This window comes from Aquimarina rhabdastrellae, assembly GCA_947387485.1.
Classification (GTDB): domain Bacteria; phylum Bacteroidota; class Bacteroidia; order Flavobacteriales; family Flavobacteriaceae; genus Aquimarina.
Map to the genome: position 1 here is coordinate 163,167 of CANDNT010000001.1, position 16,611 is coordinate 179,777.

The 16,611-nt window shown below is 31.0% G+C and carries 10 protein-coding genes; 2 read left to right on the forward strand and 8 right to left on the reverse strand.

Annotated features, from left to right (window positions below; all coding sequences use genetic code 11):
* Window positions 1-38: 38 nt before the first annotated feature.
* From ACYEKI_RS00740 to ACYEKI_RS00770, 7 genes are all read right to left on the reverse strand, one after another.
* Window positions 39-791, reverse strand: a complete 753-nt coding sequence (locus ACYEKI_RS00740; protein ID WP_459209230.1) for a LytR/AlgR family response regulator transcription factor — start codon at window positions 789-791, stop codon at window positions 39-41.
* A gap of 3 nt (window positions 792-794) precedes the next feature.
* Entirely contained in the window at window positions 795-1,904 is a 1,110-nt protein-coding gene (locus ACYEKI_RS00745) for a sensor histidine kinase (RefSeq protein ID WP_459209231.1), read from the reverse strand.
* Between the two features lie 91 nt (window positions 1,905-1,995).
* Complete coding sequence (locus ACYEKI_RS00750) at window positions 1,996-3,171, reverse strand: alpha/beta hydrolase-fold protein (protein ID WP_459209232.1); 1,176 nt, start codon at window positions 3,169-3,171, stop codon at window positions 1,996-1,998.
* 19 nt (window positions 3,172-3,190) lie between these two features.
* Entirely contained in the window at window positions 3,191-4,837 is a 1,647-nt protein-coding gene (locus ACYEKI_RS00755; protein WP_459209233.1) for a serine hydrolase domain-containing protein, read from the reverse strand.
* A 147-nt stretch (window positions 4,838-4,984) separates the two neighbouring features.
* Window positions 4,985-5,578: a helix-turn-helix domain-containing protein gene (locus ACYEKI_RS00760; RefSeq protein WP_459209234.1), complete on the reverse strand. Its 594-nt coding sequence runs from the start codon at window positions 5,576-5,578 to the stop codon at window positions 4,985-4,987.
* 65 nt (window positions 5,579-5,643) lie between these two features.
* Window positions 5,644-7,569, reverse strand: coding sequence for a UvrD-helicase domain-containing protein (locus ACYEKI_RS00765; RefSeq protein ID WP_459209235.1), 1,926 nt, complete (start codon window positions 7,567-7,569; stop codon window positions 5,644-5,646).
* A complete protein-coding gene (locus ACYEKI_RS00770) occupies window positions 7,554-9,707 on the reverse strand; it encodes an ATP-dependent nuclease (protein ID WP_459209236.1) in 2,154 nt (717 codons plus the stop codon). The genes ACYEKI_RS00765 and ACYEKI_RS00770 overlap by 16 nt, the downstream gene beginning before the upstream one ends.
* Window positions 9,708-10,127: 420 nt before the next feature.
* Here ACYEKI_RS00770 and ACYEKI_RS00775 point away from each other — a divergent pair, with 420 nt between their 5' ends.
* Both ACYEKI_RS00775 and ACYEKI_RS00780 read left to right on the forward strand, forming a co-directional pair.
* Window positions 10,128-11,012, forward strand: coding sequence for an ABC transporter ATP-binding protein (locus tag ACYEKI_RS00775; protein WP_459209237.1), 885 nt, complete (start codon window positions 10,128-10,130; stop codon window positions 11,010-11,012).
* 16 nt (window positions 11,013-11,028) lie between these two features.
* Window positions 11,029-14,625: a M1 family aminopeptidase gene (locus ACYEKI_RS00780; protein ID WP_459209238.1), complete on the forward strand. Its 3,597-nt coding sequence runs from the start codon at window positions 11,029-11,031 to the stop codon at window positions 14,623-14,625.
* 96 nt (window positions 14,626-14,721) lie between these two features.
* On the opposite strand, the gene ACYEKI_RS00785 is transcribed toward ACYEKI_RS00780, so the two are convergent.
* Entirely contained in the window at window positions 14,722-16,569 is a 1,848-nt protein-coding gene (locus tag ACYEKI_RS00785) for a S41 family peptidase (protein WP_459209239.1), read from the reverse strand.
* Window positions 16,570-16,611: the final 42 nt, after the last annotated feature.

Consider the following 16,611-nt stretch of genomic DNA (forward strand, 5'->3'; position numbering starts at 1 on the left):
GAAACGTAGTTTTTAATACTTGAATTGTAATTCGAACTTTACCTATTCATCCATTCTTTAAAATCACTGGTCTTTTGACGGCTTACAATGAACTCTTGATCTCTCGGACTGGAAATCGTCAGTTTCACTCTATGATTAAAATACGGCTCTATTTTCTGTACCGCCATTTTAGAAATGATTTGTCCGCGATTGATTCTATAGAATTGACTTTCGTCTAAAGAACCATATAATTGATCCATCGTCTCGTCTATGATATAGCGCTTGTCTTGAATAACTCCAAAAGTGATACTTTCTTGAGAATAGACATACAACAATGCTGAAACTCTAATTTGTACAAAACCATTTCCTTCTTTCACTAATATTCCAGATCGTTTTTGTGGTACTTGCATACCATGCAATAACTCCTTTAATATCGTTGGTGCTACCGTATGAGTAGTATTTAATTTTTTAAACTTATGGATTGCAGTTTCTAAATCTTTTTGCTGTACTGGTTTTAGTAAATAGTCAATACTATTGACTTTAAATGCCTGAATTGCATATTGGTCAAAAGCTGTTGTAAAAATTATTGGTGCTGTTACTTCTATCTTCTGAAAAATCTCAAAGCTTAATCCATCTGCCAACTGAATGTCCATAAATACCAAATCTGGATTTGTATTACTTTCAAACCATAGCACTGCATCTTCTACCGTATCTATGATATCTAGCAGTTCAAAGTCAAACGCACTTTTCTTTAATAAGTTTTGTAATTGTCTTGCTGCTCGTGGTTCGTCTTCAATGATGAGTATTTGCATAGTTTACTTTTGATCAGATGGTTTTAATAAAGGTAAAGTCACTGTAAAATATTTACCATCATTTTTAATTGCTATAGGCGAATTGGAAATGATCGCATATCGTTTTTCAATATTCTTTAATCCTATTTTTGTCGATGGTAATTGAGTAGATTTCGATTGAATTTTATTGCTAATTACGAGTTGTCCGTCTTTAGTTTCGATAGTAATTACCAAAGGTTTAGCTCTTGATATAATATTGTGTTTTATAGCATTTTCTATCAGCAATTGTAAACTCATAGGTACAACCATAGTCAATAATTCTGCTTCTGGAATATTCCAATTGACTTTTAAATTATCTCCAAATCGCTCTTGCTGAATATGAATATATGCCTTGGTAAACTTTAATTCTTTTTCTAATGTAATAAGATTTGCATTGCCAGATTCTAGGATAAAACGATAGACATCAGAGAGTTTATCGACAAACTCTTTGGCTTCTTCTTTTGTATCTTCTTCGATTATATCCCTTAAAGTGTTTAAACTATTGAATAAAAAATGAGGCTGTGCCTGGTTCCTTAAAGTGTCCAACTGCGCTTGTATAATAACCTGTTTTGCTTGTTCTTCGGCTCTAATGGATGTTTTGAGCCTCGCATAATAATACATAGCTTCGTATATGGCCATGATCATTATCGTTAATAAGATAACTGGTAATAATACTTTTAATTGGGTGTTGTAGTTTGCATTTCTACCCGAAAGACGATATAGATACTCCAATACATGTCCTCCTATATTATCAATAATAAATATTGTAGTAACGATAGCTATAAAAAAAATAACAATACGCTTAGTATCGTCTTTAAAATCGGGGTATTTCTTACGTAGAAAGATTAGGATTCTTCTTATGATAAGCCAATCGCAAATAGTAATCACCAAAGAAGCACTCCAACTATACAATGCCATCACCAATGGATATGTGCCAAAAGAATTATTAAAGATATAATCTGTACTAAGACTTAACATTAAAATACCTATAACCGAAAACCATACATCATTAAATCCTAAATAGTGTATTCGCTTTTCTTTATTGAAGAACATAGGTTTATAGCTAAATAATTGACTCCATCGTTGGTATACCAATAACGGAATTATTTAGCTGCTGTGCAAACGTAAACTAATCACCATATCCAGAAAGCCTGTGATAGCCTTTCTGGATATTAATGTTTACTTATTATAATTTCTCTTGAATACGTACAACTTGTCTTGTAAAATAATTGGTATTAGGAGATTGCTGTTTTTGAGCCAATTCGGTAGCTTTTTGATACGCTTTAGATGCAAGCATTAACTTATTATGCGCTTCATAAGCATCGCCCAAGGCTTTAAATGCCATCGCAGATTGCGGATAGTTGGCTACATTTTCTTTAAATAATGTTATAGCTTGTTTAGTTAATCCTTCATCTAGTAATACATAAGCTAAACGTCTAATCACTGTATCTGGAACTTCATTAGATATTTGATAAGTAGTTCCTCTTTTTTTATAAAACACCTGTAGTGCATCCATTCCTCCACGTTTATTAAAATCTTCAAAACTAGTATAACGTGGTGCTTGATAATCTTTGAATACTCTGGATAAGCCTTCATAAACTGTTAAGTATGGTGTTGTCATATGAATCTGTTCAGGGATAAATCGATATTCCCATTTTAATGATTTAAATGCTTTTTGCTGTAATAGTTGAATTAGATCCTTAAATGCCTTGGTAGCACGCTTTCCTTCTTCTTTTTCATCGGTCATCGTCATATATAATGACTTATCTATCATTTTTTCAGTTATAAAGAGTTCTTCTAATTGAGTTATTACTTCAGTATTAAAGATTTGTACTACGGGACTCGCAACGATATAGTTATCAAAAACCGAAGTATCTGTAGCTAAATAATTTAAAACAAATGCTCCTGCCATCGAATGTCCAAAAATCGTTTTATGTTCTAGTGTACGATAATTCTTTGTTATAAACGGAATCACTTCTTCTGTGATATACGCTTTAAATCGATCGCGTTGCCTTGCTAAATCTCTAGTTCTTGCACCTTCATTGTTAGGGATAGCTACAACAATACTCTCTGGTATTCTATTGTTATCTGCTAATAAGTTTACTGCATTTCTGGTATGTTCAAAATGATTGTTCCCGTCTAAAACATAGATTACTGGATAATGTCGTTCTGATTTCTTATAGCTTTCTGGAAGGTGAATTAACAACTCACGTTCTTCTTTTAACACCTTAGAATATTGTGTAAACCGTTTTCCTATTTCTATTGATATAACAGCTTGAGTTGTTTTTTCTTGAGCTTGAATATTAGTCACATATAATACCATTATAAGTAGTATTATATTTAAATATATTGCCTTTTTCATATTACTATTAACTACTGTTTTATTGAACTTTAACTTCAGCTTTTTGAAGATTTTCTTTATATGATTCTAGTGCATTATGGTTTAGTTTTTGGGCTAAAGCAACAGCTTTTGTATAACACTTTACTGCATTTTTATAATCTTGGTAGACTAGATATGCTTCTCCCAAACTATCCCAAGCATTAGGTGAATTAGGATGTTTTAGGGTATTTTCTTTAAAGAAATCCAATGCATATGCTGGTGTATTGGAATGTAAAAAGTCATACCCAAATTGATTTAAAGTATTCTCACTAGGGTAATACGAACTAAAAAACACCTTCTTTAAACTATCTGCCACCCTTGTTTTACCAGCTTCTAGATGAATTTTCATCACACCACGCATCGTACTATTGGATGGATTTACTTTATATCCACTATATGTTGATAAGCGTTTAAAGTAATCTTGTAATGCATTCATCCCTCCTGCTTTTACAAAGGTTTCATACGAACTTCTATTAGGATAACCTTGTAATTTATAGACATCTTTAAGTCCGTTTGCTCTTAGGTATATTTGATGGAGTATTTCTTCGGCTTTTAAATTGCTTCTATTGGCCAGATAAATAATCGTTGTATCATCATCATACATTGCTACAAAAGCGCTATTTCCTGCCAAAGCACCACCATGTCCATACAATCGTACTTCAGTATTTTTTTCTATAATATCATCCCAATTTCTAACCCATCCATAGCAATACCCATGTTTATTGGGCGTCAGCATTTTTTTGGTCATTGCAGGAGATAATAGTTTATGTGATTTAACCGCCTCTGTCCATATCCATAAATCTCTTACGGTTGAATACATTCCACCAGCTGCATAGGCTGTAGATTGATCTCTAAAAGGTGCTTCGGTTAATTTTCCTCCATGTTTTGCAGTCCACCATTCCCAACCATAAACTTCGTTATAACGGTATCCTTTTGCTAAATTTTTAGCTACATAAGCATTACTGCCAAAACCTGTATTTTGTAATCCAAGCGGAATTACAATCTGTTCTTTTAATAGCTTAGCAAAGGTTTTCCCTGAAACTTCTTCTAAAATTGCTCCCAGTATATCATAGCCAAAACTACTGTAATGGTATCGTGTTCCAGGTTGATCGACTAAGTGCGTTTTTCCTATCAGTTGTACTAACTCTTTAGGCGTATATATTGTATTTCCAAAATCTTTTAAAGCGACTCCTATTCTTGGTAATGCATCATAATGTGGTAAACCCGAAGTATGTGCTAACAATTGATGGATGGTGATATGATTTCCCTTTTTCTCAGGTAAATATGGTAGGTATTTTGCTATGGTATCTTCTAATTTTAATTGCCCTTTTTCGACCATTTGCATAACGAGCATTGCAGTGAATTGTTTGGTCACCGATCCTATTCCAAATTGAGTATCTATGGTATTAGGTGTTTGGGTGCTGCTGTCTGCTTCTCCATAAGCGCCTTCAAAAATAATCTCTCCTTTTTTGGCAACTAATACCGTACCGCTAAACGGACTCCTGATCATTATTTTTAATCCAGGATCTTCATAGCTTTCCATTAAATCGGCTATGGTTTTGGGTGCAGGTTTAAAGATATTATATCCTACCCAAAGCACTACAATTGTAAGAAAGGCTACACTAATTTTTAAACTTTTTTTCCTCATGTTTGGTGTTTGTTCTTTTAAAAAATGAGCACCCAAATCTAGAAGGAAATCGTATTGTTTATCACTTCAAACCTATAGCATTCTTACTGCATTTATATGTCATTTAAAATGACTCAACTGAAATACAATGCATTACAAAAAAAGTGATTAAAATAAGTTAGGAATAAAAGACAAGGTGTTTTTGTCTTTTTGGTTAAGCTGAAAAGTGGTTTGTATAATGATAACTATATTGCTTAACACTGCTAAAAAGTAAAAAATAAAACTAAAATACAATCCTTCTCCTGCTTTACCTATGATGAGGTTGGCAACAAAAAGAGTGATCCCCATTCCTATAATGGTGATCAGACTCCAGAGCAATTGAAAGCTAAACATTCTACCTACTATGGTATCTTTAAACGAAAGTTTTTTATCGCTTTTGCAACATACTATAGGTAGTATCAAATTAACCAAAGGCACAAAAAACAAACTTAAAATAACCAGATTTAATCTTTTTAAAGCTGTAAAATGAATAGTATCCTCTTCTTGCGGACTTGATTCTGTGGTTAAGAGTGTAACGGGTAACGCCAAAGTCTCTGCCAAAATATGCAAGGTATATGCTCGTGGTTTTACAGCACCTTTTTCTATACGTTGTATGGTACTTAAAGACACCTTGGCTTTCTCAGCTAGCAACTCCTGAGACCATCCTAATTGTTTACGGGTAGTACTTATAGTTGTTGCTAGATTTGATTTTTGGTCTTGCATAAAGATGGTTTAGACTTGAATTGTTTATGCAAGATATTATAATTTTTATTTTTTAATTTAAATAGTTAAAGAGATATTATATTCTCTTCGCCGAACCAATCTTTTGCTTTATCAATTACTGTAGCACTTGGTGAATTATAATAAATAGTCAGTTTTTCTTTTGCTCTTGTGCAACAGACATAAAATATCTTTCGAGTCCTTTCTAATACTGAAGCATTACCAGAATCTAAAAATAGATTTTGGAAATTATACTTGTTCCAATTTCCATTATCAAGAATAACTAAAACATTTTCGAATTCAGCTCCTTTTGTTTTATGCTGAGTTGAAAAAGGTGTTTTTCCCTCTAAATATTCAAATAGGTTTTGAAATTCACTAAACTTAATATCTTTTATACGATTATATAAATAGTCGTTTTTGTCTATAAATGAATTTAATTTGTCATCAATTAAGCAAATTTCCTTTTCGTTAGCTTCGTTAATCACTTCTTCTATTGTTTTATTATCTGTATTAACAAGGCTTTCAATTTTTTCTTTTAATGCTATCTTGTTCGCTATACTTGTTACTTGAAAACGATAATCAGTTGCTCTTAAAAATTCATTATACTTTTTATTCTGATATAAGGAAATGTTAAGTTGAATTTTGAACAAGTGCTTTATAAGCTCATCTCTTTTTGAACCTTTTTTATTTTCATCATCTTCATCTTGCTTCTTATCGTCAATTAAAGCCTCCTTACTTAAATATATGTTTCTTACTTCAGAAAAGGGTTTATCCTTTAGTTCATTAAATAATGAAGCTTTTTCCGAATCTGCCAATAAGATGTCTTTCTTAAGTTCTCTTTGTCTATTCTTTAATTGAAACTTGTTGACTACCGATTCAAAAGTATCAGTTTCGTTAATTTCAATTTCAGGACGATTTTTTTCTTTATTTTCTTTTATTTTTTTTAGAATATCAGATTTCAAAGCAATCACTGGATCTGAATCATATACATCCATTAAAGCCTTGAAACCAGCTTTATCTGCAATTAAATTATGAGTTAAATTAAGTTCTTTTGTTTTTTTAGAATTACCAAAATCCCAACCTAAGTGTTTTTTAACTTTTTCAATATCATTATCATAGGAATATAAAAATTTAACCTCTCCCATTTTTAAATTTCCATCTCCATCCATATTTGGAGCATTAGAATCATCTGATGCTGTCTGAGCAAAATCATCTGTTCTTAATCGATTTGCTAAATCAATTATTAATTTAGGGTTTCTTCTGTTTTGTTCTTTTTTTACCTCTTTCACCTTTCCTTCTTCATTTCCTTTATAATTATCTAGATTCCCTATACCATCATCATATATTGATTGCATAGCATCACCAAAAAAGCCTATAATATTATTCTTCTTACTTAATTTAAAGTGATCTAAAAAGATTTCTACAACTAGCTTACTTGTATCTTGATATTCATCCACAAAAATGAATTTAAATTTATCCTTTAGTATATCACTAAGTTTAGGATAAGTTTTAAACATATGATTCGCTAGAATCAATATTTCATCATGAGATATAATACCTTCTGTTAATCTTAAATATTCTTTGTATTGTATTCCTTTTTTAAGGTTTTTAAAATAATCTGTAGGAACCTCAGTATCTGAAATTTTAATTCTTTTTACATTAGTGTCATTAGATAAATCTATAAGGCTTTTTTTAAGTTCTTTTTGGAAATGTTTTATGTTATCCCATAAGAAATCGTGAATAGTAGTAACATTTAAACTTTTATGATTAACTCTTTCTTCAATTTCTTTTACAGCAGCATTAGTATAGGTCATACAAGCTACTTTTGAAGTTGGATATTTTTCAATTACCTTTTTTATAACTTGAACTAAAGTATATGTTTTTCCACTTCCTGCTCCACCACTTAACAAAAAATTATCTCCATTCTCTATATGTTTTAATATTTCTTGTAATTCATCCACCTCTTGAGGATTTATTTTTATTCTTTCAACCATAATAAACCTTCTTTTATATAATGTGGAATTTGCCAATTATTAAAATACTTTAATCCATCTGATGAGACTTTACTATTTAATAAAATTTCTATTGCAAATGGTGGCTTCTTTTCAATCCCTTTTTCTGCAAGAGTAAACTCATTGATTTCGTTATTTCCATATTTTCCCAACCATTTATTTGTTATAGATGGAAAATTATTTTCAAGAATGAAATCTCTATTTATTTTAAAAAAAGCATCTTCAAAACTTCTAGCATGATAATTATCTTCTTCAGTTTGATAAACCAATAGTAATTTTCCTTTTCGATTTGAAACCCATTGCTTTTTTCTATTCTTTCTTAAAATTTTCCAATCAAAAGGGAGTTTTTTATAATAATCAATATTCTTATTATTGTTATGAAAAAAAATTAAAGAATTATTAGAAGTATAACTTGCATTAGAATCATTAGGAACACATTTAATACATGTAGTTACATTATTTCCGTTTTTATATTTTTTGATAGTCTTTCCATCATTTTCTAATACATCTTTATCATAGTTACTATCGATATCTGTAATAATAAGGCATTTACCTAAATCAATAAAATCAATAAATTTTTCGAATATTTGAGAATGTGCTCCAACTTCAACTATAGATATATTCTGAGATAAAAGCGGGTTTTCACTAAACTCTTGGTCTATCTTTTTCATAATAGCTGGTAAAAGGATTCTTTCTGTATCTCCTTCTATCAATATAGCCTTATCTGCAAAGAATAGTTCAGATCTATTCAACGTTAAATATTGTTTTAAAAATCTATAATTCTCTTCTTGTCCATCAGTAGTATATTCAATTTCAAGGTCTTTTAAGTTTTTTGCAATTACACTATTCTTCCCATTCTTCTTTAAATATTTAATATCATCAAAATTACTTTCAGCAACAATATGAGAAGAATGAGTCGTGATTACTGTTTGTAATTCCCTATCATCTCCATCCTCACGAACAATACCTTGATCAAGAATTGATTTTATATTTTTTATAAAAACATATTGCATTTGAGGATGTGTATGAGCTTCGGGTTCTTCTATAAAAAACAAATTAATATCCGATGGTCTTTCTAGTTTGCTTTTTTTGAATTCTTGAATCTTAATTTCGATTTCGAAAATCATACTAATTAGATTCATATATCCTAATCCATTATTATATTCAGGCAAAGTAGTATCGTTATGTTTATACATTACTGTTGTATTACCTGATAATAACTCTCTATGTTGTAAAGAAGATTCTATTTTAATTGTAGAATCGTCACTTTTTATACCTCCAAATTTCTTTACCTTTTCAACAACATTTTCAAACAAAGATTTATAAATAGTTGATAGAGTATAATCTGTTGATATTAACTCATCTTTAAACTTTTCTATTTGTTCATTTTGTTCATCTGTTTTTTCTGTTTGATTATATATTTCAGATGTCTGTGTAGATAAGGTTTTATCATTTTCTTTATTGGTAACACTTCTTTTGGCACTAATAAACTTAAAGTTGATAATTTCTTTTGTAGAAATTTTTTCTGAATCTAAATCGATATAAACATCATCATTTTCTTTATCATGAGTTTTATCGTATTCAATAGATTTTCGATTAGACTTGAAAAAATCTGCCTGATATATTTTTAAGAAATCATAAGTATTTCTTTTTCTATAATTTTCATTCTCAGATTTTTTACTAGCTTCTTTTACTAGAAATTCGGAATACTTCTCTTTAATGCTTTCAAGATTGCTGTATGTTAAATGGTATTCGTATCCAAGTATAATTTTATTGTTTTCAGGGTCTAAATCCATCATTACTCTACTAATATTAGTTAAGTTATCATTCTCATCATATTCAATGAAAAGTTTAAGTTTTATTCCTAATGGCTTATAATCTGATTCTAATGGTATATCTCCTTCTATTAGTTCTTTTAAGTCTTTTTTAAAATCTATATTAAAATCATCAAAAGAAAATCTTTTTTTATCTGATCCATTTAAAAAACTATTAATTACAGTTAATAAAGAAGTTTTCCCTACATTATTTTTTCCTATGACCAAAGACATTACTTCTTCTAAATCAATTGAAAAATTCTTTAGAAGTCTATAGTTTTCAATTTTAATTTTCTTTATTCTCATCTGTAAATATTTTCATGCATATCGAAAGCACATTCATATTAATTCAAAATAAACACACACGTCTATAATTTGTTTTTGGATATTCATGATGTAATTATTCTGATCAAGCTTGACGCTTTTCTCAAAAATAATTGACTGGTATAAAAGAATTTTACGGTTTCCCGTAAAAGCAAAAAAATAATGCGAATTAGAGTGTATAAATCACCTTATTAAACATCTCCTTTTTGTATTTCTCCTCTTACTAATTCTTCAAATTATAGCTCTTTTTTTATAAAATTTTATTTGATCCCCTTTAGCTGATTATAGCTAGGATTGTCTTATAAATTGATTCTAAAAACGTTACGTTATTTTCGGTTTTGTAGAGTTAGACTTGTAACAAAATCTAATTTTTGAGCGTCTAACGTAAAAAATGTGTGCGAAATGAATAAACTTAGTATTAAAAATTTATCAAAAACCTATCCTAACGGAGTAAAAGCTCTTGATAATATCAATATCGAAATCGAAAACGGAATGTTTGGACTTTTAGGACCTAACGGTGCTGGAAAATCATCATTAATGAGAACCTTGTCTACACTACAAGATGCTGATCAGGGTTCGGTAACCTTAAATGATATCGATGTTTTTGAGAACCCTAAAGAATTAAGAAAACACTTAGGGTATCTTCCTCAAGAATTTGGTGTATATCCTAGAATCACTGCCAAACAATTACTGGATCATATAGCCATTCTTAAAGGGATTAATAATGCCAAAGAAAGAAAAGATATCGTCAACTACTTATTAGATAAAGTAAACTTATATGATAAGAGAAACAAAAGTATCAAAGGTTTTTCTGGTGGTATGAAACAACGTGTAGGTATTGCTCAAGCGCTAATTGGGAATCCTAAATTGATTATCGTTGATGAACCTACAGCAGGTTTAGACCCAAGCGAAAGAAATCGTTTTTATAACCTATTGTCTGAAGTAGGAAAAGAAGTTATCGTGATTTTATCTACTCATATCGTTGATGATGTAAGAGAATTATGTACCAATATGGCTATTATGAATTCTGGGCAAATCGTTTATCAAGGTGCTCCGCAAAACGCTATAGACGAATTAGAAGGAAAAGTTTATCAAAAAGCAGTAACACATGACGAATTAGAAACTTATGCAAATAACTACGCTATTATATCAAATAGAATGATTGGGGGAACTCCTTTTATTCATGTTCTTAGTGAAACCAATCCCGAAAATGGTTTTGAGTTGGTTAAACCTAACTTAGAGGATGTATTCTTCTCAAAAATCAACACTACAAACAGTTTAGTCTAACCTTATTTGATATTTTATGTTTACTAATTTTTTTCTATCAGAATTAAAATATGCACTTAAGCAACCCATGGTGTATATCTTTTTTACACTGATTGCGCTATTGTCTTTCGGTGCTGTGGCAAGTGATAGTATTACCATAGGAGGCGCTATAGGGAACGTCTATAAAAACTCTCCTCATGTTATTACCATATTCACTGTTTCTTTAACTATTTTTGGGTTAGTCATTGCTACTGCGTTCTATAATAATGCTGCTTTAAGGGATTATAATAATCATTTTAACGAAATCTTATTTAGTACTCCTTTAAGTAAGTTCGGTTATTTCTTCGGAAGGTTTTTTGGCGCTTTACTACTCTCCACGATTCCTTTACTAGGTATTTATTTTGGGGTCTTTATGGGGACTATTTTAGCACCTGCATTAGGCTGGGTAAGTGCCGATCGTTTTGGTGATTTCTATCTAGAAACCATAGTCAATAATTATTTTATCTTCATTTTACCTAATATGTTTTTTGCAGGTAGTGTCATCTTTGCTATGGCTAATAAATGGAGAAGTACTACGATTTCGTTTTTAGGGGCATTGCTTATCATTGTAGGTTATATCATTTCTGGAACTTTATTATCAGATATTGATAGCGAAACTACAGCTGCTTTAATTGATACCTTTGGTATTAGAACGTATTCTTTGCATGCAAAATATTTTACACCTATTGAGAAAAACACCTTAAGTCCTACTTTTTCTGGTTTGATTTTATTAAACCGTGTAATCTGGATTGCTGTAGGTTTGGTTATTCTTCTTCTTTCTTATTTCAGTTTTTCATTTAAGGAACGAAATAAAAAGGTTAAAAAGCAAAAAGAAAAGGATCAAAAAGCTACACAGGTATTTGAATTGCCTCAATTGACTCTTTCCTATTCAAAAAAAGGAGATTGGAATCAGTTTAAAAGCTTTTTTGTAATCAACTTTATCAATATTATCAAAAGTGTAACCTTTAGGATCATCTTCTTTTTTAGTGCTATTATATTAATCTCTAATCTAACCAATAGGTTTGAGTATTACGGATTACAAACCTATCCTCTTACCTATAAAATCATTGATGCTATAAGTGGTTCTTCTACTATCTTTGCTATTATCATCGTTATCTTTTTTAGTGGTGAAATCATCTGGAGAGATCGTGATAACAAAATAAACGAAGTAATCGATGCTACGCCTCATGCTTCTCTTATTTCTATTGTAGCTAAGAGTTTATCTTTGATCAGCGTGGTTACGATATTACATATCTTCTTTGTCTTTTGCGGAATTCTATATCAGTTACTTAATGGGTTTACCGCTATTGAGATGAGTCAATATTTCTTAAGCTTTATCTATGAGAATTTAACCACCTATATCTTTTGGAGTATTTTTTCGATTACCATTCAGGTGATTCTTAATAACAAATACATTGGGTATACCATAACCATCATACTGTTACTGGTGTCGGATATGATACTTTCTGCTTTTGATATAGAAACCTATATGTTGTATATGGGTGCTATTCCTAATGTTACATATTCAGATATGAATACTTTTGGTCCAGCTACAGAAGGAGTTATTTGGTTTAGTCTATACTGGGGATTCATCGCGCTTATTTGCCTGTTTATCGCTGGTTCTTTATGGAGCAGAGGGACTACACGTTCTCTAAAAGACAGAATTTTATCGTCTAAAAAGCAATTACCTAAGTACTATCGTTTTCTTATGATGGGAGTTGTTACCTGCTGGGTAGGTATCGCTGGTTATGTGTATTACAATACACAAATACTGAATGAATATCTTACATCGGATCAAGTTGAACTACTTTCTGCCGATTATGAAAAGAAGTATAAAAAATACGAAAACAGTCCACTACCTAAAATCGCAAAGGTAAAATACGCTATTGATATTTTTCCTCACCAAAGAGATGTAAAGGTTAAGGCTGATATGACATTGGTAAACGAAACAAAGACAGCTATTGATTCTATACATTATACTATAGATTCGGATTGGAATCCAAAGATTACTATTCCTAATGCCCAATTGGTATTAGACGATACAGAATTTAATTATCGTATTTATAAATTGGCTACACCGCTTCAACCTGGAGAACAATTAGCTATTACAATCCAAACGGAATATATCACTCAAGGGTTCGAAAATCAAGTTAGCAATACGAACATTGTTAAAAACGGAACCTTTTTAAATAACTTTCAAATATTACCTTCTTTAGGATATCGTTCTAATCTTGAACTTACCGATAAGAATACACGTAAAAAATATGATTTAGCACCTAAGGATAGATTGCCTAAGTTGACTGCTAACTGTACAGATCAATGTATGCAGAATTATTTATCAAACGGTACGGCTGATTATATCGATGTAGAAACTATTATTTCTACAGCTAACGATCAAATAGCTATTGCTCCAGGTTCTAAAATCAAGGAATGGAAGGAGAACGATAGAAAGTATTATCACTACAAAGTAGATCATATTTCTCAAAACTTCTATTCGTTTATGTCTGCTGCTTATCAAGTAAAATCTCGTAAGTGGAATGGTGTTGATATCGAAGTGTATTATGATGAAAAACATCCTCAAAATATTGATATGATGCTGGATGCTACGCAGCGATCTTTGGCGTATTATAGCGAAAACTTTGGCCCTTATATGCACAAACAATGTCGCATTATAGAGTTTCCTAGATATGCAACATTTGCGCAAGCATTCCCTGGTACAATGCCATACTCTGAAGGTTTTGGTTTTATCATTAATCTTGAAGATGAAAACGAAAACAACGTTATCGATGCTGTAATCTCACATGAAATGGCGCATCAATGGTGGGCACATCAAGTAGTAGGGGCTACAATGCAAGGATCTACTATGCTTAGTGAGAGTTTTTCTGAATACTCTTCTTTAATGACTATGAAAAGTATTGCCAAAACCCCTATGAAAATGCGTGAGTTCTTAAAATATGATCACGATCGTTATCTAAGAGGTAGAAGTAATGAATTGATTGAGGAATTACCATTATATAAAGTTGAAAATCAATCTTATCTTCATTATGGTAAAGGAAGTGTTATCCTTTATGCATTACAAGATTATATAGGAGAAGATAAGGTAAATGCAGCTATGCGAGAGTTTCTTGAAGAATATAAATATAAGAAACCGCCCTACCCTACTTCTTTGGATTTTATGAAATATCTAGAACCTAAAGTTCCTGATTCGCTAAACTATTTAATCAAGGATATGTTTAAAGAAATTACTTTGTATGATAATAGATTAAAAGAGGCTTCCTATAAGAAACTAGCTAATGGTAAATATGAAATTTCTATGAAAATTGAATCCAAAAAACTATTGGCAGATGCACACGGAAATGAATCGGAAACAACAATTGATGATTGGATTGATCTTGGTGCTTTTGGAGATGATGATGAAGAGGATTTAATTTTTGAGAAAAGAGTAAAAATCGATAAATCAAAAATGGATTTCACCTTCGAAATTGATTCTTTGCCTGCTAAATTAGCTATTGATCCTCGTCATTTATTGATTGACAGAATTTATAGCGATAATATTAAACGAGCAACTGAAGCTACTACCGATCAAACGGAATAAAGCATCAGTGATTTAATATATTACTAAGTCTTGTTTTCTCTATTCAAGCTAGAGAAAACAAGACTTTTTTTACACTATAGCAACTACTTCAGTATTTTATAGCTTTGTATTAATTAACTTAACTAAGGTCTGGAGTTGTAGATCTTTGCCTGTAAAGATTTGTTCAATAGGTACTGGTAAATGAATATCTGGTATTGTTCCGTTACCATCCAAGGTTTTTCCGTTACGTTGAAATGACAGCATTGTAGAAACTTTAACCCTGATATTGGAATTTCTTAAATATAGCTTTTTGGAATTTCCGCTTGATCCATCTGTTGTTATGCCTACTATTTTTACATTGGGTAATCTTTTAAAAGCGCTGGTAAATACTGTTGCAGCACTAAAACTTTCTTCGTTAATCAATATATACACTGGTTGAGTATAGCTCTTTTTCCCGCTATGCAAAACCATATAAAACGGATGACTGAATTTTGAAGTATCAAACTGCTTTTCGGTGTTAAAATGCTCATTAAATCTAGTAATGGCTTTTCTGTCATTATCTGTTAATTCAGAAGATTTATAACTATACAAATAACGAGCACTCATAGAAGATTCATCGCCTGCTATTGTTTTATCGGTTCGCAAATACGCTACATTAGCCACCCATGGTGATTGTTCTGGTGGTATCAGATATTTGGTAAAGGTTTGTAGTATTTCTCTGCCTCCTCCTGGATTATTACGGAGATCTATGATTAAAGCTTTCGTCGTTAAAAAGGTCTTCATTGTGTTTTCTATAAAACGCTCCAATCCTTCTACTTCGTCATAATGAAACATCATCGGGATGTTTATATAGCCTATATTTCCATCTAATACCTGTGTTAATTCCTTAAACTGTTTGCTTTGTCTAAGGGATTTTATCTTTTTATAATCTGCTATTGCTAGGCTTGAGCTATATCCTTTTTTATCATAAGTGAGCGCTACTGTTTCTTTTTTATCCTCTTTTCCATTGGTAAAAACGACTTCGATTTCTTTTTGTGGTAACTTGTTATTTTTAAACAACAAAGCGCCATAGTTTTGTATCGCCATTGCTCCTCTTGCTAGTTTTGCTGCTTTGGGTGCTTTTTGATGTTTGTAATTATAGTTATCCATAAAAGTATTGATCGGAATTCCATTAATGCTTTTGAGATACGGATAGTTTTTATTGTAATAGCTATATGCATTAGCTTCTCGTTTTAAGGCTATTAATTTTCCATCAAAAACACTTATACCAAAAGGAAGTTGTAATCCATAAATTTTATGCTCATCTCTCTTAAAAGATTTATTTTTAACCGATGCATGCCTATCTCCAATTTCGGACATGATTCTGGCTAGTTTATGTGTTAATTCATCTACAGTAATCTCTTTATTTTGCTTAACTATAGTTTTAGATAAGTTTTGTAATGCTGTTTTATAATCAAAAGTTGACAATTCTATATATGATGATCTTGTAGTGATTATTTCTTTAAATTGCTGAATATCTTCCAGTGCTTGCTTTTTGCTAAGCTTTCGCGAAAGCTTATTTTTTTGTTTCTTCTTTGTTTTACGCCTATTAAATGCTAAACAGGCTTGTCGGTTTTCAAAAGTAAAGGTTCCTTTATATGTGTTAGTTATTCCGTTTTTTGACAAACTTATCTGTACTTCTTGATTGGGTATATATTGTAACTCTTTTAATATTGTAATCAAATCCTCGGAAAAACGTTTTTTCCATTTATCACCATAAGTTTGCTTACAAAACCCTATCAATTCTTTTTTGCTCAGATGTGCTAATCCTTCAAATTGATACCATTCACCTTTAAATTTTACGATAGCTTCATCATTTTTCCATTTAACAGCTGTAAAAGGTGAAGCCTTTTCTAATTGTAATTGTTGCCCAAATACTGTTCCTATACAGAGCATTAGTATGATACTTATCAGCCTTGTTTTCATTTGTATGTTTTTAGCAGATTCATAGGTTAAACCTATCGTTAT